At 43.1% G+C, this 20,212-nt stretch carries 18 protein-coding genes; 11 read left to right on the top strand and 7 right to left on the bottom strand.

The window, feature by feature from the left end:
- From eutB to eat, 3 genes are all read left to right on the top strand, one after another.
- Positions 1-403 (top strand): ethanolamine ammonia-lyase subunit EutB (eutB, locus tag ACJAZP_RS09760; RefSeq protein ID WP_415230553.1); only part of this gene is annotated, 403 nt, incomplete at its 5' end.
- Complete coding sequence (gene eutC / locus ACJAZP_RS09755) at positions 400-1,236, top strand: ethanolamine ammonia-lyase subunit EutC (RefSeq protein ID WP_415230552.1); 837 nt, start codon at positions 400-402, stop codon at positions 1,234-1,236. The genes eutB and eutC, both read left to right, overlap by 4 nt.
- 23 nt (positions 1,237-1,259) lie before the next feature.
- On the top strand, positions 1,260-2,651 hold the full coding sequence (gene eat, locus ACJAZP_RS09750) for an ethanolamine permease (RefSeq protein ID WP_415230551.1): 1,392 nt from the start codon (positions 1,260-1,262) through the stop codon (positions 2,649-2,651).
- A 370-nt stretch (positions 2,652-3,021) separates the two neighbouring features.
- Here eat and ACJAZP_RS09745 read toward each other — a convergent pair whose 3' ends face one another.
- The 6 genes from ACJAZP_RS09745 to ACJAZP_RS09720 all read right to left on the bottom strand — a co-directional run bounded on the left by ACJAZP_RS09745 (position 3,022) and on the right by ACJAZP_RS09720 (position 8,850).
- Entirely contained in the window at positions 3,022-3,228 is a 207-nt protein-coding gene (locus ACJAZP_RS09745) for a cold-shock protein (RefSeq protein ID WP_415230550.1), read from the bottom strand.
- Between the two features lie 694 nt (positions 3,229-3,922).
- A complete protein-coding gene (locus tag ACJAZP_RS09740; RefSeq protein ID WP_415230549.1) occupies positions 3,923-4,570 on the bottom strand; it encodes an OmpA family protein in 648 nt (215 codons plus the stop codon).
- 175 nt (positions 4,571-4,745) lie between these two features.
- Complete coding sequence (locus tag ACJAZP_RS09735) at positions 4,746-6,149, bottom strand: DUF3300 domain-containing protein (protein ID WP_415230548.1); 1,404 nt, start codon at positions 6,147-6,149, stop codon at positions 4,746-4,748.
- 166 nt (positions 6,150-6,315) lie between these two features.
- Positions 6,316-7,821, bottom strand: coding sequence for an ATP-binding protein (locus tag ACJAZP_RS09730; RefSeq protein WP_415230547.1), 1,506 nt, complete (start codon positions 7,819-7,821; stop codon positions 6,316-6,318).
- Complete coding sequence (locus ACJAZP_RS09725; protein WP_415230546.1) at positions 7,821-8,513, bottom strand: response regulator transcription factor; 693 nt, start codon at positions 8,511-8,513, stop codon at positions 7,821-7,823. Before ACJAZP_RS09725 ends, ACJAZP_RS09730 begins: the two co-directional genes overlap by 1 nt.
- A gap of 43 nt (positions 8,514-8,556) precedes the next feature.
- A complete protein-coding gene (locus ACJAZP_RS09720; RefSeq protein ID WP_415230545.1) occupies positions 8,557-8,850 on the bottom strand; it encodes a PepSY domain-containing protein in 294 nt (97 codons plus the stop codon).
- A 291-nt stretch (positions 8,851-9,141) separates the two neighbouring features.
- Here ACJAZP_RS09720 and selD point away from each other — a divergent pair, with 291 nt between their 5' ends.
- The 4 genes from selD (at position 9,142) to tyrA (ending at position 13,656) form a co-directional block, all read left to right on the top strand.
- Complete coding sequence (gene selD, locus ACJAZP_RS09715) at positions 9,142-10,197, top strand: selenide, water dikinase SelD (protein WP_415230544.1); 1,056 nt, start codon at positions 9,142-9,144, stop codon at positions 10,195-10,197.
- The gene (gene mnmH, locus ACJAZP_RS09710; RefSeq protein ID WP_415230543.1) at positions 10,198-11,310 is read left to right on the top strand and encodes a tRNA 2-selenouridine(34) synthase MnmH; all 1,113 of its coding nucleotides are present in this window, start codon (positions 10,198-10,200) and stop codon (positions 11,308-11,310) included.
- Positions 11,311-11,451: 141 nt separating this feature from the next.
- On the top strand, positions 11,452-12,519 hold the full coding sequence (locus tag ACJAZP_RS09705; RefSeq protein WP_415230542.1) for a 3-deoxy-7-phosphoheptulonate synthase: 1,068 nt from the start codon (positions 11,452-11,454) through the stop codon (positions 12,517-12,519).
- Positions 12,520-12,528: 9 nt separating this feature from the next.
- Positions 12,529-13,656, top strand: coding sequence for a bifunctional chorismate mutase/prephenate dehydrogenase (tyrA, locus tag ACJAZP_RS09700; RefSeq protein WP_415230541.1), 1,128 nt, complete (start codon positions 12,529-12,531; stop codon positions 13,654-13,656).
- 77 nt (positions 13,657-13,733) lie between these two features.
- Here the strand turns inward: tyrA and hpf are convergent, their stop codons facing one another.
- Positions 13,734-14,144: a ribosome hibernation-promoting factor, HPF/YfiA family gene (gene hpf, locus ACJAZP_RS09695; RefSeq protein WP_415230540.1), complete on the bottom strand. Its 411-nt coding sequence runs from the start codon at positions 14,142-14,144 to the stop codon at positions 13,734-13,736.
- 303 nt (positions 14,145-14,447) lie between these two features.
- Here hpf and ACJAZP_RS09690 point away from each other — a divergent pair, with 303 nt between their 5' ends.
- From ACJAZP_RS09690 to ACJAZP_RS09675, 4 genes are read left to right on the top strand one after another with little or no spacing between them, the layout of a single operon-like run.
- Positions 14,448-16,283, top strand: coding sequence for an extracellular solute-binding protein (locus ACJAZP_RS09690; RefSeq protein ID WP_415230539.1), 1,836 nt, complete (start codon positions 14,448-14,450; stop codon positions 16,281-16,283).
- Complete coding sequence (locus tag ACJAZP_RS09685; protein WP_415230538.1) at positions 16,283-17,356, top strand: microcin C ABC transporter permease YejB; 1,074 nt, start codon at positions 16,283-16,285, stop codon at positions 17,354-17,356. Before ACJAZP_RS09690 ends, ACJAZP_RS09685 begins: the two co-directional genes overlap by 1 nt.
- 28 nt (positions 17,357-17,384) lie before the next feature.
- A complete protein-coding gene (locus ACJAZP_RS09680) occupies positions 17,385-18,407 on the top strand; it encodes an ABC transporter permease (protein WP_415230554.1) in 1,023 nt (340 codons plus the stop codon).
- Positions 18,404-19,996 (top strand): ABC transporter ATP-binding protein, encoded by a 1,593-nt coding sequence (locus tag ACJAZP_RS09675; RefSeq protein ID WP_415230537.1) that lies wholly within the window; start codon positions 18,404-18,406, stop codon positions 19,994-19,996. Before ACJAZP_RS09680 ends, ACJAZP_RS09675 begins: the two co-directional genes overlap by 4 nt.
- Positions 19,997-20,212: the final 216 nt, after the last annotated feature.

The following is a 20,212-nucleotide window of genomic DNA, read 5'->3' as shown; positions in this document are numbered from 1 at the left end:
TCCTGAATATCTGTTTGACGGCAAGCAGATTATTCGCGCCGGCCTGGAAGATCATTTCTGCGGCAAGTTACTCGGTTTACCCATGGGCTGCGACATCTGTTACACCAATCATGCCTATGCAGATCAGAATGATATGGATAGTTTACTGACCCTGCTGGGGGTGGCTGAATGCTCTTTCATCATGGGTATTCCGGGCTCCGATGACATCATGCTTAATTACCAAACCACCTCTTTTCATGATGCGCTTTATGCTCGTCAGGTACTGGGGCTTCGCCCTGCACCCGAATTCGATAAATGGTTAAAAAAGATGAATATCTCCCCCGCGGACAACCATTGTCAGCTCAGTGACGAGCTGCCGGCGAGTTTTGCCGGGCCATTAAAAATGATTAAGGAGGCGGTATGAAAAATGTTGCGCCAAGCAGTGAGGAGATGGTTCATAAAGATCCATGGGAAAAATTACGCCAGTTTACCAATGCTCGAATTGGACTTGGCCGGGTCGGAACCAGTATTCCAACGGCAGAGTTACTGCGATTTCAACTTTCTCATGCCCAGGCTATTGATGCCGTTCATGTGCCCTTAGATGTTGAACAGTTAAGTCAACAATTTGCAGCATCTGATGTTTTAGCGCCTTATTTGCCCGCACAACATCTGCACAGCAAAGTCCGCGATCGCATGGAATATCTACAGCGCCCGGATCTTGGTAGGCAGTTGGACGATGCCTCCATCTACAAACTGCAGCAGCACAATACGGATGAACCCTATGACGTGGTTTTTGTGGTTGCCGACGGCTTGTCTTCCTACGCTATTAGCAACCATGCCAAAGCGTTTTTAGACATATTAATCAGCAGTCTTCATCAGGACCCCAATAAAAAGTGGAAAATTGCGCCTCTTTGTATTGTTCAGCAAGGTCGCGTGGCAGCCGGTGATGATGCCTGCGAGAGCCTGAATGCTAACGCCGTGGTGTTACTGATTGGTGAACGGCCGGGGCTGAGTTCTCCCGATAGTATGGGACTTTATCTCACCTGGAATGCTAAACGCGGTATCGAAGATTCGCTGAGGAATTGTATCTCCAATATCAGGCCTGAAGGATTGCAGTATCAGGCGGCGGCGCACAAGTGTCGCTACTTATTAAATGAGTCGCTGCGCATTAAATTATCGGGCGTGAGTTTGAAGGATCGTTCTGAAGATCTATCACTTGAAAATACTGCTACACAACAATTTTGTTTAACTATCTAAGTATCATTAAAAAGGAAAATATCATGTCAAATAATGAAGAGTATCTTGCTCAAAGGCAATTAAAGAAGGGGGCGGCAGGGTGGATTCTGCTTGCCGGTCTTGGCGTTTCGTACGTTATCTCGGGTGATTTTGCGGGATGGAATTTTGGCATCGCGCAAGCCGGATGGGGAGGATTTGTGATTGCCGCCGTGCTAATGGGGATCATGTACTTAACCTTAGTATTATCGCTTGCTGAAATGTCGGCGGCCATTCCTGCCGCGGGTGGTGGTTACAGTTTTGCACGGCAAGCGATGGGACCTGCCGGTGGCTACCTCACCGGACTTGCGGTATTAATCGAATATACACTGGCACCCGCTGCGATTGTCATTTTTATCGGCTCCGCGGTTAATGAGCTGATCGGCATTGACGGGCCAATAGTTTACGCTTTGTTTTACCTGATTTTTGTGGGTATTCATATTTTCGGCACGGGTGAAGCCCTGAAAGTGATGATGGTGATCAGCGGGCTTGCGGTATTAGCTATTATTGCAACGGCTGTTGTCTTACTGCCGGAGTTTGATGCGGCGCGTCTGTTTGATATCGAACCTGCTGTTAATGGAACAGAGTTCCTGCCAATGGGTTATTACGGCGTGTGGGCAGCTTTGCCATTTGCTATGTGGTTATTCCTTGCGGTTGAAGGCGTGCCTTTAGCGGCCGAAGAAGCAAAAGATCCGGCCAAAGATGTACCCAAAGGTATTATTGCTGCGATGATTTTCCTGTTGTTTACTGCTGTTCTGGTTGTCGTTCTGGTGACTGGTGCTGCCGGTGCTCAAGTGATGGGTGAGAGTGCCGTTCCGCTGGTGGATGCGCTGAATATGACTGGCCACAATAATGTTGCCACTATGGTTAACGTATTGGGTCTGGCAGGACTGATCGCATCGTTTTTCTCTATTATTTACGGTTACAGCCGCTTGGTATTTGCGCTCTCTCGAGCAGGATATTTACCGAAAAACTTATCATTAACCAGCAAGCGCAAGGTACCGGTACGTTCACTGGTTTATCCCGGTATTTTGGGGTTTGTGATTTCCTTGACGGGTGAAGGTGATCTGATCCTGTCCATGGCGGTTGTTGGTGCGACCGTATCCTATGCGATGATGTCAGGGAGTCACATTCTCCTGCGTATTAAGCAGCCAGAACTTAAACGCCCTTATAAAACACCGGGTGGTATTGTCACCTCCGGCATTTCTTTTGTTCTGTCTTTAGTGGCACTGTCCGGCGTGTATGCCTATGACGTTCGCGCGTTCTTTTTCACACTGGCGCTATTTGCTGTCGGTATGGCTTACTATTTTTTCATTGGTCGTAACAACTTAGTTGCAGCAACCGCCGAAGAGGAGTTTGCTTTACTGTCTCAAGCAGAGGACGAACTTGCATCTGCTTAGTGTAATATATTATGCAAAACCTACCTTAAACAAGGCGGGTTTTGAGTAATAAAAACGCTTAAAATATAATAGCCCGCTTACTTTTTTATTGTAGCGGGCTTTTTTGCACTTAGAACAGTTTAATATTACGCAGGAAAAATCAAGGAAGGCAGGGCTTGGATTGAGAATGGAAAAGAGATTAGCGCAGCAAGATAGATCTGATATTGGTGCGTATAGGTTATCTGTAGATGATTAAAGAGGCTTGAACTATGAGTCGCAGAAGAATTTTATTTTCAAATGAACAAAAAAAATGGCAAACCCGTGAAGGTTTACCATTTTTCAATATTACTCAACTCTATATACTATATAGAAGCTAAAATATCACAGCAAACTAGATAGCTACGATGTTTTCAGCATTTGGGCCTTTTTGACCTTGAGTAATAGTAAATTCTACTTTTTGGCCTTCAGCAAGAGTTTTGAAACCTTCGCTTGAGATAGCGCTAAAGTGAGCGAATACATCTGGACCAGATTCTTGCTCGATAAAACCAAAACCTTTAGACTCGTTAAACCATTTAACTGTACCTTGAACTTTAGACATAATAATACCCTGTAATTTTAATATAAAAGTGTCTTTATAAGACATGAATAGCGTAAAAACAGACTGGAACTTAAAAACTACAGAGCGAGGTATTATTAATAAAACAACGAAATGGAGAATGTAAACAAAAGGCTTTCTTTCCTGCTGACGTGCACTTTATAGAATCTAATATGAAAGTCAATAGACGGTTAAATAATAAACACATTAAAATCAATAAAATTAATGCGGTTTTTTCAGCATACTTTATAGGCTGAGAATTACCGTTAGCGTTACATTCAATATTGTTATTTGATCTTTATCAGAGCGAAGGATCGCATTGCTATTTTGAAGCTGTCTTGCGGAAGAATTATTACAACTGTTGGCAGATTCCAAATTGCTGTCATTTGAATTTACAAATTCAGCTTTTGGATGATCGATATTTTTATACTCTTACTAAAAGTTTGTTTATTTATTTAAGTCATAAGTTTTCATTTAAAGTATAGAGCTGCCGCAGGGGAATTCGCCAGCTGACCCTGGTTTTTCTGATCATCTGTTCACTGTTATTACAACTCAGCTAATATTAGAGAAATAAAAATTCCGAAAGAGCTAAACAGCTATGCTTCTATTTATAATGGAATGTTGTAATCCTCCCACGGTATCCTGCGGGAGGTAAGCATTTTATGCTTTATACTGTATAGCTTGGTAGGGTTAGATCTTAGTTAGCTATAATATTAATTTCAACACGGCGGTTAGCTGAACGACCTGAAGCAGTATCGTTGGTTGCTATCGGGCGACGCTCGCCATAGCCTAATGTAGTCATGCGACCCGACTTTACGTTGTGTTGCATAAGTTGACTAGACACCGCTTCTGCACGACGCTCCGAAAGGGTTAAATTTGATTCTGAGCTGCCAACACTGTCGGTATGGCCAATGATTCGCAGTGATGATTTAGGGTACTCATTAAGTATTTTTGCAACGCCATTTAAAGTTGAAAAAATACTGCCGCTTAACTGATAACTGCCGGTATTAAAACCAATGCCATGCGCCATAATAAGCTGTAGTTCATTTTCGCCAACACGTTTGACCTGCACTCCGGAATCTAATAACTCTTGGCGTAATGCCGCTTCCTGTTGGTCAAAGTAATAACCGATTCCGCCACCGATAGCTGCCCCACCAACCGCGCCAAATAGTGCGCCATTTTTTTTACCGGTGGCTACACCCGCAAGTGCTCCGGCAATCGCGCCACCCAAAGCAGATTTGGTCGCAGTATTCATTTCTTGTTCACCCGTTGTGGCATTTTCACGATTTACACACCCGGTTAGAAGTGTGACCACCATTAATGCGGTAACTGATTTTTTGTTCATTATTTGCTTCCTATTTTTGAGATGCTGCGTAGCACTTTAATAATAAAATATTTAACCATAGGGCTTTCATATTATTTTAATAATAACCCATATTTTTGATAAGTACTGGTTATTATTTAAATTGTAACAGTCAGACATTACGCTTTTAAAATTTAGCACTTTGAAATAATCTTTATTACTCTGATTGATTCCTGTTCCGCCGCTTATTGTCATTGTTGTTATAAATGAGCAGAGAGCTATTCTCCTGGTTATTGTTTTTAACCCTGTTATTACTTTGTTGTTGGAACTTTAGCGGCTTAGCCGAACGTTTATTTTGCTGCTCTGATTGAGCGGTGTTGCGGTGCTTATTGTTATCATTTTTGTTGTTCGTCAGTTGCGGCTGATTGCTTTTAACCCTGTTATTACTCTGTTGTTGGAACTTTAGCGGCTTAGCCGAACGTTTATTTTGCTGCTCTGCTTGAGCGGTGTTATGGCGCTTATTGTCAGCATTTTTGTTCTTCGTCAGTTGCGGCTGATTGGTTTTAACCTTGTTATGACTCTGTTGTTGGAACTTTAGCGGCTTAGCCGAACGTTTATTTTGCTGCTCTGCTCGATCGGTGTTACGGCGTTTATTGTCATTATTTGTGTTATTTATCAGTTGCTGCTGATTGGTTTTTTTATTGAAGCGTTGATGTGGTTCATTGCCTGATCCGTTTTTAGACTGTACTCGATTTGGAGTGCGTTGGTCATTACGCGATTTTACCCCGGCACGAGAATAAGGTTGTGGTTTATGCTGCCAACGGTGAGCGTCATTGCTGCCGATGATCCGTCTTGGCTTGCGATAGTCATGTGAGTTGCGATGATTAATGACGATAATATTGTGCTTGTACCAATTGAAGGTACTGAAATAATAGTTGAAGGTAATCTGTACGCCGCTACCCCAATAAAAGCTGGCGTGGCTGCGCCGCGAATAATAGGGAGAAGGTGCCCAATAGGCAGGCGGGTAACTATGCCAGTGACCGTAAACGCTCCTCGAATCATAATAGGGCACGTAAATAATCCCGTTATGGGCAGATTCGATGATAATTTGATTATCAATATAAATGACTGACATGTTTTCCAGGCCGGACAAGCTATTAGCCCGATCCGCCTGCTGTCTTAACAACTGAATACTGAGCAGCACCGCAGTCTCATCCTCTAAAAAGGCAGCGCCAAGTTTCTGTGTCCACTCTAAATCATCATTGAGTCTTGCGAGCAGATTGGGAAAAGCCAATAGTGCGCTGACACTGGGATCCCAATTTTTATATGCGGCTTTATTTATAGCTTGGTTAGCATCAAGGCGGCTGTTGTTGGCGCGCCATCGGCTGGCCTGCACTATTTCAAGCGGGTAGGTTGAAGCAATTAAAATATGAGTTAATAAACTGTCCGGATATAAGGCAATAGGCGCCAAAATCTGTGCCAGTTGAGCTTCACTCAATGGTATCTGTTCTTCATATAATTCATCAGCATTGACCTTGTTAATGAATACTGCCGGCAGAGCCACTAAGATCAGTAATGCGATAGTAAATGAGCGATAACAGCTTTTAGTAATATTTTTCATATGCCCTCCAACCTCTTATTATGACTTTACGATCATTATAAGGAGTCAAGATGAACGCAAGCTGAAGGTTTGAAGCTGCAGTATGAAAATAAAAGTTTAGCGCCATTTATTAACTACTTTAAAGGCATCTTTGCCGGCAGCGATGAATTTTGTGGACAGAAAACTTTCAGACTGCGCCTAACCCAAAGCGAAATTCAAATTTAGCGCCGCCGAGCATTGCTGAGGTTGAAACAGTAAGTTGACCATTATAGCTGTCGGTAAGATCGCGCACGATAGCGAGACCGATGCCGTGTCCGCGCTGGTAGGAGTCGGCGCGCATACCGCGCTCGAAGATTTGGCTGTGTTGCTCGGGGCTAATGCCCTTGCCGTCATCTTCAACGGTGATCATTAACCCATTTTTATTGGCGGTGACGGTTAATGCCACTTGCGATTTTGCAGCTTTGCAGGCGTTATCCAAGACATTACCCAGGATTTCGGTCAGATCGGCCTCATCACCTTTAAAGATAGCTTGCGCGTCGATATTCTGGCTGATTGATATTTGCGGCTCACGATAGATTTTATGCAGGGTTCTGATTAATTTATCAGACACGGATTTAACCTTAATGCCTAAATGCCAGGAGGATCCGGCCGCGCTTTGAGCACGTTTTAATTGATGACCAATGATACGGTTAATGATTGACACCTGCTCGATGGAAGCGCGATTTAGATCCTTTTGGCTTTGAATAACAGCCAGCGGAGTCTTCAGGCTGTGCGCCAGATCTGACAGGGCATTACGGTAGCGTTTACGCTGACTTTGTTCGGTATTAAGTAAGGCATTGAGTTGGCGTGCAACAGCTTGCAATTCAGTAGGATAAATATCAGTAAGCTGTTGTGTTCGGCCTTGCTCAATATCGTTAAGCTCCTTGGTAAATTTAGCCAGCGGCCTTAAGGTCCATAACAACCAGGCCATTTGCACAATAACCAATAGGGCCATTAAGATAAGCAGCCAGCTCCACAGCTGTTGGGTAAAACGGTCGACCTGGTGCTGAAAATCTAGCTGATCTTTAATAATATGGAGGGTAATTGGAACCGCCGGCGAGCGTTGTACAGCGCGATCCAATTGAGTGAAAGCTTGTTCGAAACTGGCGGTGAAGCTGTAGATCAGGTAAGGTTTTCCCTCCAGCTTGATTTCAGAAAACTCACTTTTCCCGGTCGCCGGATGCGGTAGATCAGCGGGGATTTCAAGGCCCAGAAAGGATTTAGACTGCCAGGCGATTCTGCTCTTTGTCGCGCCTTGCAGTTTGCCTGAAAGTGAGTTTGTTGCAGCAGATTCAAGCGGATTTTTTAAATCAGGCACAATACCTGAATCAGGTGGGCTATTGTCGTTAGTCTCAGGCATGGTTATCAGGGCATATAAACCCGACTGAATAACATTAAATTGATTTTCTAATAACAGCTCCGGCATAAGCAGTTGGCCGTTATCAAACTCAGTCACCGCGAGTACGGAATAAACATAGGCGCTGAGCTCATTTTTGCTGGCACTTTTTACCTGCTCTTTAAAGGCATCGTTGAGGGTGAATCCAATCAGAGGCATCAGCACTAAGATGATTAACAGGGCACTGACGATCAAGCGGGTTTTCAGCGAATTTAAGTTTGGCGCTCTTTTCGAGACCTTAACTGCCTGTTGGCCCATTAGCCATCATCCTGACTTTTTGGTAACGGAGTCAGGCGGTAACCCTGGCCTCTTAATGTCTCGATAAGCCCATATTCATTATCAGGATCGAGCTTTTTTCTTAAGCGTCTGATAAAGACTTCGATGACATTGGAGTCAAGGTCAAAATCCTGATCGTAAATATGTTCGGTAAGCACCGTTTTTGATTTAACTTCTCCCGGGTGGAGCATCAAGTACTCAAAAAGTTTGTACTCAGATGCACTTAACATTATGAATTTTTCTTCTTTTTTAACTTCAAGGCTGCTGGTGTTGATGCTGAAGGGGCCATTATTAATAACCGGGCTCGCTTTACCTGCGGAACGGCGAATCAAAGCGTTGAGTCGCGCCACCAGTTCCTCCGGATAAAAGGGTTTGCTCAGATAGTCATCGGCACCGGCATCCAGTCCTTCGACTTTATCTTGCCAGCTGTCCCGCGCCGTTAAAATTAAAATCGGAAAGTCTCGCTGTTTTTCCCGAAGGCGGGTAATAACTGTTATTCCGTCGAGTTTAGGTAAACCCAGATCGATAATGGCAGCATCATAATTAAATTCAGTCCCCTGAAAAAGACCCTCTTCGCCGTCGGAAACTGCATCAACCCGATAGTTAGAAGCAACCAAGTGTTGGCTTAGATTTCTCTGGAGATCGATATCGTCTTCTACTAAAAGTATTCTCATTGACAGGATCCTTTAACTATTTGGGTTTTCTTGACTGAAGAGATTATTTTCCGTTAATACTGCCGCTTTGAGCATCGACAAAAAGATAAAATACCTGACCTCCTTTGGAGATCATTTTAACCTTGTAACCAGCCTGACCATTGACTTTACTCGCTTGTGCCTTAAGCACCTTCCCCTGATATTGGCGCTTAACTAACTGCACTGCCTGGGCACTATTGTTAATCTGGAGTTTTGATGATTCGTTGGCGGCTACCTTGCCGTTATCAGCTGATACTGTTGTTGTCGCCAAGGGCAACAGTAAGCAGACTGCCAGAGTCAATATTGATGCCATTTTCATGAAGTGCCCGCCTTGTTTAAAATAGTAGTGACCGTTGTCATGCCTACAGTCTAATAAATAAACAGTGCATTGTCATCCCGGTAAAGTGCCATCACGAAGACCGGATAATATAATCAAGTACTCTGATAGGCGTAAAACCGCTTTTAAAACAGCACAGCAATGCTTGTACGGATCAATATTAAAAATGTTATCCTTTAAAGTTGATATAACATTACAAAAAGTATTAACTACGGTTTTTCCTGCCACCTACTTAAGTTGAATCTTCTTCAACAATCAGTGAGAGATAACAAAATGTCAGCAGATTATGAACATACCAACGTACGTCTAACCCAGTACAGTCATGGAGCAGGTTGCGGTTGTAAAATTTCGCCGAAAGTCTTAGATAGCATTCTGTTATCAGCACTTCCTACCTTTCAGGATCCGAATCTATTAGTGGGCAATGAAAATAAAGATGATGCAGCTGTTTATGACCTTGGCAACGGCAGTTGTATTATCAGTACTACGGACTTTTTTATGCCTATTGTTGATGACCCTTTTGATTTTGGGCGCATTGCAGCGACCAATGCGATCAGCGATATTTATGCGATGGGCGGAAAACCCATTATGGCCATTGCTATTCTCGGCTGGCCTATTAATAAATTGGATCCCAGTATAGCGGCCCGAGTCATTGACGGTGGTCGTTCAGTTTGTCATGCAGCCGGGATCGCATTAGCGGGCGGGCACAGTATTGATGCGCCCGAGCCTATCTTTGGATTGGCCGTTACCGGGATAGTACCGACTGACAAGGTTAAACAAAATAGTCAGGCTAAAGAGGGCGATCTGCTATTTTTGTCTAAACCACTTGGCATCGGCATTTTAACCACAGCAGAAAAAAAAGGCCTTCTGCAGGCGGCCCATAAAAATCTCGCGCGCGATACCATGTGCGAGCTTAATAAGATCGGTACAGAGTTTGCTAATATAGACGGCGTCAATGCGATGACCGACGTTACCGGGTTTGGTTTATTGGGGCATTTATCGGAAATTTGTGAAGGCAGCGGCTTATCCGCATCCCTTGATTTTGCCGCTATTCCCACCTTAGATGCGATTGAATATTATGTCGAGAAAGGCTGTGTACCCGGCGGTTCGATGCGCAACTTTGACAGTTACGGTCACAAAGTAACCCCCCTTAGCGCGCTGCAACAAACTATTTTATGCGATCCGCAAACATCGGGTGGCCTACTGATTTCTGTTTCACCGTCAAGCATTGAAATATTGCTCGAAACCGCAAAAAACAGTGGTGTTAAGTTATTCCAAATCGGCAAAATAGAGGCCGCAAGTGCTCGGAAAACCGTTATTTCTGTATTATAAATGAGTGAATTAAAAGTGAAACAAAGCGATCCGCAGGAGCAACAATTATATCGCTCGTTATTCCTGTCAAAGACCCCGTTGATTGACCTTCGGGCGCCCGTTGAATTTGCTCAGGGTGCTTTCCCTGAAAGTTGCAACTTGCCGCTAATGACAGATAATGAGCGGGAGCAGGTCGGTACCTGTTATAAAAAGAAAGGACAAGAGGCGGCCATTGCTCTTGGCCATCAGCTAGTGGCATCGGATATACAAAATCGTATTGAAAAATGGGCTCGGTTTAAAGAGGAAAATCCAACGGCATGGCTGTACTGTTTTCGAGGGGGGCTGCGTTCGCGCTTATCGGCACAGTTTCTCAAAGATAACGGTGTAGATATTAATATTGTGCCGGGTGGTTATAAAGCGTTGCGCCGTTATCTTATTGAAGTTAACGAGCAGGCGGCCGATAAAAAATTAATTATTGTCGGCGGTAATACCGGTTGTGGTAAAACACTGTTAATCCAAGCGCTTGATAACGGGCTGGATATTGAAGGGCGCGCCAATCACCGCGGCTCCAGTTTTGGTAAGCAGGTAACCCCGCAGCCACGACAAATTAGTTACGAAAATCAACTTGCCGTTGATATTCTGCATATTTCACAACATTCCAACACATTGGTTATTGAGGACGAGAGCAAAGCTGTCGGTACATTGTATGTTCCTCCGCTTCTGTTTGCCGGCATGGCACGTGCACCTATGGTAGTTATTAATGATCCTCTTGAGATCCGTCTGCAGCGACTTTGTTATGAATATTGCACCTTGATGACCGAAAAATTTAGCCAGGCACTCGGCCCTGAACAGGGTTGGCTGGCCTATGATCAATATCTGCACAATGGCTTATTCGGCATCAGAAAACGCTTGGGAACTGAAAAATTTAAGGTCATCAATGACGTTTTGGATGCCGCACTCAAGCAGCAGCAAAGCACCGGAAGCGTCGCAGGACACCTCAACTGGATTGCGCCAATACTGAGTGATTATTACGATCCTATGTATCAATATCAGCTTGGGAAAAAGACCGGCAGAGTCGAGTTTAGCGGCACATACCAAGAGGTCAAAGAGTGGTTAACCGTTAATAAAAAATAAGCCGGTTTCGGCTTTCGGCTTTCGGCTCGCAGTCCGTAACTTTCAACTCGCAGCTTTTAATCATTTCAACGGGTTAATCGCATGATCTATTTTACCGCTATGCTATGATACTTTTATTCATAAAATGTCCGCAATAAGAGAATGACTATGCCTCAAAATGAAAATATTTACATAGAATCAGAAACAGTATTAATCACCCCCGCAGAATTAAAAAATTTAGTGCCGGCGTCCGAAGAAGTTTATCAGTATATTGCAGAAGCTCGACAAACAGTGTCGAATATTGTGCATAAAAAAGATCCGCGTTTTTTAGTGATTTGCGGCCCTTGTTCTATCCATGATATTGATGCCGCTAAAGACTACGCGACTCGCCTGAAATCCTTACATGAGGAATATAAGGATACGCTTTATATTGTGATGAGAGTTTATTTTGAAAAACCCCGTACAACGGTAGGTTGGAAAGGCTTAATTAATGACCCTTATATGGATGATTCATTTGAAATTGAAACCGGTTTAAAGCAAGCTCGCGAACTGCTGTTATGGATTTCTGAATTAGGTTTACCTATCGCAACGGAAGCCCTTGATCCTATCAGTCCGCAATATCTAGGCGATCTGTTCAGCTGGTCTGCCATTGGCGCGCGTACGACTGAGTCGCAAACTCACCGCGAAATGGCCAGTGGTTTATCTATGCCGGTTGGTTTCAAAAACGGCACAGACGGGAGTTTATCTACCGCTGTTAATGCTATGAAATCTGCATCTTCTCCGCATCGTTTTATGGGCATTAACCAGTTGGGCCAAAGTGCCTTACTGCAGACCTCGGGTAATCAAGATGGCCATGTTATTTTACGTGGTGGTGGTGGTAAACCCAATTATGATTCGGTCAACGTTGCACTGGCAGAGCAGGCGCTTAAAAAAGCCAAAGTAGAAGAAGTCTTAATTGTTGATTGCAGTCATGAAAATTCCAATAAAAATCATGCCCTGCAGCCTTTAGTGGCAAAAAATGTTTTCCATCAGGTGACCGAAGGCAATAAATCTATCGTCGGTATTATGCTGGAAAGTAATATTAATGAGGGTAATCAAGCGGTCACTTTACCTAAAGCGTCCCTTAAATATGGTGTGTCGGTCACTGATGCCTGTATTGATTGGGAAACAACGAGTCAACTTCTTGCTGAAGCTGTCAATGTGTTAAAAGATACTTTAAAAACAAGATAAGAAGGGTCTATGCCTTTAAGTAAATTACGAGATCAAATTGATGCAGTTGATCAGCAGATAATTGACCTGCTTGCTGAGCGCCTTCGCCTGGTGGGTGAAGTGGGTGAAGTTAAAGCTAAACATGGTTTGCCTATTTACGTCCCTGAGCGTGAAGCTGCAATGCTGGCTAAACGCCGTGCTGAAGCTTCAGCTAAAGGTGTGCCGGCCAATTTAATCGAAGATATCCTACGCCGTACGATGCGCGAATCCTATGCCAGTGAAAATGATACCGGCTTTAAAACCGTTAATCCAAAGATGAAACGAATTGTTATCATTGGCGGAAACGGTTTATTAGGCCAGCGTTTTGTGGAAATGTTTAAGTTATCGGGCTATGAGGTTGATATTCTAGGACGTGGTAATTGGGATAAGGCGAAGGAGATCTGCAGTCATGCAGGCCTGGTTATTGTCGGTTCACCGATAGATGTCACTGTCTCTGTTATTAATCAGCTTAGCTATCTTCCCGATGATTGTATTCTCGCGGATATTACCAGCGTCAAAGATGAACCGTTACAGGCAATGCTGAAGGTACATAAAGGCCCGGTGGTTGGTTTACATCCTATGTTCGGCCCGGATATCAGCAGTTTTGCCAAGCAGGTTGTTGTTTACTGTGATGGTCGGGGTAAAGAGAAGTACCAGTGGTTAATCGAACAAATGAAGATCTGGGGCGCGCATCTTTATAATGTTGACTCGACAGTTCACGATGAGTCGATGACCCTGATTCAGGCATTACGACACTTTACGAGTTTTGTCTACGGAAGCCATTTAAAAGAAGTTGATGCGGATTTAAAGCAGTTGTTGGATTTAAGCTCCCCGATTTATCGTTTGGAGCTGGCAATGGTCGGACGCCTGTTTGCGCAGGATCCCGCTTTATATGCCGATATTATCCTTTCACAAAAAAATAATCTGGTGATGATTAAACGTTACCATCAGCATTTTTCCGAGGCAATTGAGTTACTTGAAAATGCAGACAGAGATAAATTTATTAAACGTTTTGAATCGGTAACGGAATGGATGGGTGAATACTCTTCACTGTTTCTTGATGAGAGTCGTGCACTGCTGCAGCAGGCTCATGATAATCGCAATTACGAAGATAAATAAACAATAATGTCGCAGACAATAAAAAAGAGGCTTTTAGCCTCCTTTTTATTTACTCATTTATTTGTCTTGTTTCAGTTTTATGCTGCGAATTCTTTATTTAATTTTATTTCAGCATCTGATTCAATTTGAACTTCTGGCTCTGTAATCTCTTCGCCTGAAATCGCTCCTGTTCGACACATATCTTTACCGTGATTTTTTGCGCGACTGGCTTCAGATTTATGGAGATATTTAGTTAACTGACGTTCTAATTTTTGAAATAATTGTCCGATTGCTACATACAGATCATCGTTCTGTGCATGTGCAAAAATTTTATCATTAGGAACGTTAATGGTGGCTTCTATTTTTACGCCTTTAGGCTCTTTGGTAATGATGAAGTGGGGAGTAATAAAGGGGATTTGTAACTTTTCTAGTTTTTCGAATCGTTCTTCCACTTTGGTGCGCATTGTGTCAGTGATAGTGATTTGTTTACTTGTTATTTCGATTCTCATATAAGACACCTCTTGATTGAACATTTATAGTGTTTGTAAATAGGTTATTCTTTTTTACCACCTTTAAAAGCGAACTTTGTCACACTTTTCCGGCTTGTACGATTAAGGAAATTTTTCTATGACCGGTGTTTGTTTTTCTTAAAATAAAAATAATAATTGCTTGTTGTAGTGAAAAACATCGGGCATGGTTAATCGGATAACTTTATTGCCTTTACTTCTCCTTTTTAATTTAAATGTTTTTAATTCTTTCTTTTGCTATCTTTGTTCCCATCACTCCCATTATTTGACAGCTGAATCTATTATATGTTCCCACTTTTTATTTTTAAATTTACACGCCTTTTGCTGTTTTGTTATTTAAGCAGCAGCTGTTCGTTGTTATTTGCCGGTACCTGGCAGCACGGGCTGAGTATGTATGGAGACTTTAAATATGCATCAAATTTTAGCCATTTTCAATATGTAAATTCAGACGCACCTAAGGGAGGTATTTTTAAACAAGCAGCTATTGGCAGTTTTGACTCCCTAAATCCATTTATTGTAAAAGGCAATGCAGGCAGTGGAATCAGTATGATTTATGATACGTTACTGGCGCAATCAAAAGACGAGCCCTTTAGCAGTTATGGATTGATTGCGGAAAAAGTCAAAGTGGCCAGTGACTTTACTTCGGTCAGTTTTATGATCAATAAAAATGCGCGATTTCACGATGGTACAAGTATTCAGGCCAGTGATGTTAAGTTCAGTTTTGAATTGCTGGTTGAAAAAGGGGCGCCGCATTATCGTTCCTATTATTCAGGGGTGAAGGATGTGGTGGTGGATAATGCTCAGCAGGTCACTTTTTACTTTAAAGAAGCGGGTAACCGCGAATTGCCTCTAATCATCGGCCAACTGCCCATTCTTCCGGAACATTTTTGGGCGGATAAGGATTTTGCGACAACCAGTTTAACCATTCCGCTCGGATCCGGACCTTATCAAGTGGATAGTTTTGAGGCTTCCAAAAGAATCACTTACACAAGAGTTAAAGATTATTGGGCAAAAGATTTAGCGGTTAATAAAGGCCTGTATAATTTTGATACTATGATCTTTGATTATTACCGTGATGACAGTATCGCCTTTGAGGCATTTAAATCGGGTAATTTTGATTACCGCATGGAAAGTTCAGCAAAACGTTGGGCAACGGGTTATAGCGGTGATAATTTTGTGTCTGGTAAGATTATTAAACTTAGCATAGCGGATAAAACCCCTCAGGGAATGCAAGGATTTTGGTTTAATTTGCGCAAAGATAAATTTAAAGATGTTCGTGTCCGTGAAGCGATCAGTTTGCTATTTGATTTCGAATGGGCAAATAAAACCCTGTTTTACGGCGCTTACTCGCGTATTAACAGCTTTTATTCCGGCTCTGAACTATCCACTCAAAAAGACATTTCTGCTGCGGAATCTGCTATTTTAGAGCCCTTTAAAGATCAGCTGCCCAAGGCGGTTTTTGAACCTCTCACATTCCCGAAAAGTAATGCTGACGGCAATATTCGCGCGCAGCTGAGAAAAGCGGTAGCGTTACTTGAGCTTGCCGGGTACCAGTTAAAAGACAGTAAAATGCAGGATAAAAATGGCCGGCAATTAAGCTTTGAATTTTTACTTTACAGCAAAGATTTCGAACGTGTGGTTCATCCCTTTCGTCGTAATTTGCAGCGTATTGGTATCAAAACCTCGGTTAGGCTGGTGGATGTTTCGCAGTACATCAACCGTTTAAATAATTTTGATTTTGACCTGGTATCCTTGCGCAAAGGGCAGTCAATATCACCGGGTAATGAACAATCGGGTCATTGGGGCTGTGACAGTATGATGGAGCCCGGCACGGCTAATTGGTCCGGAGTTTGTGATCCGGTTGTTGATCAGCTGGTCACTAAATTAATTATGGCGGACACCAGGGAAGAGTTGGTACAGACAACCAAAGCCCTAGACCGTGTTTTACTCAGTCAGCATTTTGTTATTCCCCAGTGGTATCTGCCCGCCTACCGCATTGCCTATTGGAATAAATTCTCCCGTCCAAATGTGGCGCCAATATACGATTTGGGTTTATCCAGTTGGTGGTCAACTGAGCTTGAAAATAATCAGGCCAAAAATAATCAGGAGAAGAGTCAATAATGAATTATTATATTTTAAGACGTTTATTACTTATTATTCCGACCCTGTTAGGCATCATGACGATAAATTTTTTTATTGTGCAGATTGCTCCCGGCGGTCCGGTTGAGCAGGCGATTGCACAATATCAGGGAATAGGCGATAGCAATACCACGCGTATCGCATCGGGTACCAACAGTGAAATAAAACAGGGTGAAAGTAAATATCGCGGTTCCCGAGGGGTGGATCCGGAATATATTAAAGCGCTTGAAAAACTCTACGGTTTTGATAAACCGATAGTTGAGCGTTATTTTTCAATGTTATGGCGTTATATAAAATTTGATTTCGGGGAAAGCTTTTATCGTAATGAGAAAGTCACCGATTTAATTATTTCAAAAATGCCGGTTTCGATTTCATTGGGGCTTTGGACGACGCTGCTGGTTTACTTGATTTCTATCCCCCTGGGGATTAAAAAAGCCACCTCACATGGTCATTCCTTTGATATCTGGACCAGCACTATTGTCACTGTGGCCTATGCGCTGCCGAGCTTTATTGTCGCTATTATGCTGATTGTTCTTTTTGCGGGGGGATCTTATTATGACTGGTTTCCGCTGCGCGGATTAACCTCGGATAACTTCGAAGAGTTAAGCTTGATAGGACAAATTAAAGATTATTTTTGGCATCTGGCTCTGCCTGTTTTTGCCTCTGTACTGGGTAGTTTTGCAACCCTTACCATGCTCACCAAAAACTCTTTTCTTGATGAAATTCATAAACAATACGTGGTTACAGCGCGCGCCAAGGGCTGTTCCGATAAGCGCATTTTATACGGTCATGTGTTTAGAAATGCGATGTTGTTAGTCTTGGCGGGGTTGCCCGCAGCCTTGATTGGTATTTTCTTTACCGGCTCAATGTTAATTGAAGTTATTTTTTCTTTAGACGGTTTAGGCTTATTAAGCTTTGAATCGGTTATCAACCGCGATTATCCGGTGATTTTTGCCTCGCTCTATATGTTTACCATAGTGGGACTGGTTTTAAAATTGATCAGTGATATTACTTATACTCTGATTGATCCGCGCATTACTTTTGAGGGGCGTTAGAATGTCATTATTAAACACCTGGCGGGAAATGCGCAGCAATCCGGTGAATATAAATCGCTGGCTGCAGTTCAAAAATAATAAACGCGGTTACTGGTCGCTGTGGATTTTTATTATCTTATTTTCAGCCAGTTTGCTGGGTGAGCTGTGGATCAATGACAAACCTATTATGGTTTCCTATCAGCAGCATTGGTATTTTCCGCTGCTTGAGGATATTCCGGAGGATCAACTAGGGGGCGATTTTGATATTACCACGGATTTTAGTGACCCCTATATGGTCACCCAAATTAACAAAGCAGGCTGGATCATCTGGCCGCTTATCCCTTTTTATTTTGACAGCATTAATTTTGAGTTAACCGAGCCGGCACCTTCACCTCCCAGTGATATTAACTATTTGGGAACCGATGATCAGGGGCGTGATGTGCTGGCGCGTCTGGTTTATGGATTTCGAATTTCAGTCTTTTTTGCATTAGCGTTAACCCTGGTCAGTTCAGTGATTGGTATTATTGTGGGTGCTGCTCAGGGTTATTACGGCGGGCGAATAGATCTGTTCGGGCAGCGTTTTCTAGAAATTTGGGAAGGGCTGCCGATGTTATTTATGCTGATTATTTTAGCCAGCTTTGTGGAACCTACTTTTCTGTGGTTATTAGGCTTGATGATTCTTTTCAGCTGGCCAAGTTTAGTGGGTGTGGTACGTGCGGAGTTTTTACGCGGCCGTCATTTAGAATATGTTAAAGCCGCCCGCGCGTTGGGCGTTGGAGATAAAAAAATCATGTTTAAGCATATTTTACCCAATGCCATGATTGCCACGTTAACCTTTATGCCCTACCTATTTACCGGCGCTTTAACCACCTTAACCTCCTTGGACTTTCTTGGTTTTGGCTTGCCCTTAGGTTCTGCTTCATTAGGTGAGATGGTCGCTCAGGGGAAAGACAACCTGCATGCTCCCTGGCTTGCTATTACCGCATTTATTTCGTTATCTAGCATTTTGGTACTATTAGTCTTTATCGGAGAAGCGACACGTGATGCTTTTGATCCAAGGAAATCATTGTGAGTAGCAAAAATGAATTATTAAAAATACAAGATCTGGCGATTAGTTTTGGCGATAAAAACATTGTCAGCGGAGTCAGTTTCAGCCTTGATAAAGGGCGAACACTCGCCATAGTGGGTGAGAGTGGTGCGGGAAAATCTCTGGTTGCGCTCTCTATTTTGCAGTTATTACCTTATCCCCATGCCCATCACCCCTCGGGTCAAATACACTTATGCGGTTTGCAGTTAGTGGGCAAAGAGGCGGCAGTATTAGAAACCATTCGCGGTAATAAAGTGGGCATGATTTTCCAGGAGCCGATGACCTCACTCAACCCGCTGCATACGGTACAAAAGCAGATTGCTGAAACCCTGCTGATCCATAAAGGGCTGACCGGCAAGGCATGCACGGCGCGTATTATTGAGTTATTAGATTTGGTGGGCATTGAAGCCCCGGAAACACGTTTAGCTTCCTATCCGCATGAATTATCGGGCGGGCAGCGTCAACGCGTGATGATCGCCATGGCGCTGGCTAACGAGCCGGAGCTGCTGATTGCCGATGAGCCGACCACGGCGCTGGATGTAACCATTCAAAGGCAAATATTGGATTTGTTAAAATCATTACAAAAACGTCTTAATATGGCGGTCTTAATTATTACTCATGATCTTCATGTGGTTAAACATATTGCCGATTCGGTATTAGTGATGCACAACGGCAAAAGCATCGAATACAGCAGCAAAAATGAGCTCTTTGAAAACCCCAAACACGCATATACCAAACTGTTGTTGAATGCCGAGCCTGCCGGCGGAATGAGTGAATTAATAGATCCTGAACTTATTTTAAGTGCGAAAAACATCAACGTCAGCTTTGCGCTAAAGAAAAATTTTTGGGGGAAAACTACCCGCAGTTTAGAAGCCGTTAAAAATGTCAGTTTAGAGGTTCATCAGGGTGAAACGGTTGCCATAGTGGGGGAAAGCGGCTCCGGGAAAAGTACCCTGGCGCAGGCGATACTGCAGCTTAATAAAAGCACTGGGGATGTTGTTTATTTGGGGAAAAAAATAAATGCCATTAAACATAACGAGCTACAAAAATTAAGGAAAAAATTACAGATAGTTTTTCAGGATCCCTTTGCCAGTTTAAGTCCGCGTATGTCGGTGCGCGATATCATCGCCGAAGGACTGCAGGTTCATCAACCCCAAAAGCCCTTATCCCGTAATCAAATTAATGCCCAAGTTGAGCAGGTTTTACAACGGGTTGGTCTGGAAAAAGACAGCGGCTTGCGTTACCCCCATGAGTTTTCAGGGGGGCAACGGCAACGCATCTCCATTGCGCGGGCATTGATTTTAAAACCGCAGTTAATTGTCTTAGATGAACCAACCTCTGCGTTGGATCGTAGTATTCAGAAACAGATATTAGATTTGTTAATCTCACTGCAAAAAGAACTCGGCTTGAGCTATCTTTTTATCAGTCATGATCTATCTGTTGTTCGCGCTATTAGTCACCGTGTATTAGTGATGCATAATGGTGAAATTGTTGAGCAGGGAAGCTGCAAAGAAATCTTTTCACAGGCGCGCCATGAGTATACAAAAATATTATTATTATCTTCTATTTTGTGATGAGAGGGTTGCCCTACTAACCTAATCGTCACCGTGTATTAGTAATGCACCATGGTGAGATTGTTGAGCTGGGAAGCTGCAAAGAAATCTTTTCACAGGCGCGCCATGAGTACACAAAAATATTATTATTATCTTCTATTTTGTAATGAGAGGGTCGCCCTACTAACCTAATCGCCACCGGGTATTAGTGATGCACAATGATGAGATTGTTGAACA

The organism is Psychromonas sp. (assembly GCF_047632955.1).
Classification (GTDB): domain Bacteria; phylum Pseudomonadota; class Gammaproteobacteria; order Enterobacterales; family Psychromonadaceae; genus Psychromonas.
The sequence above is the reverse complement of the archived record's forward strand: the minus strand, read 5'-3'. Positions and strand labels throughout refer to the sequence as shown.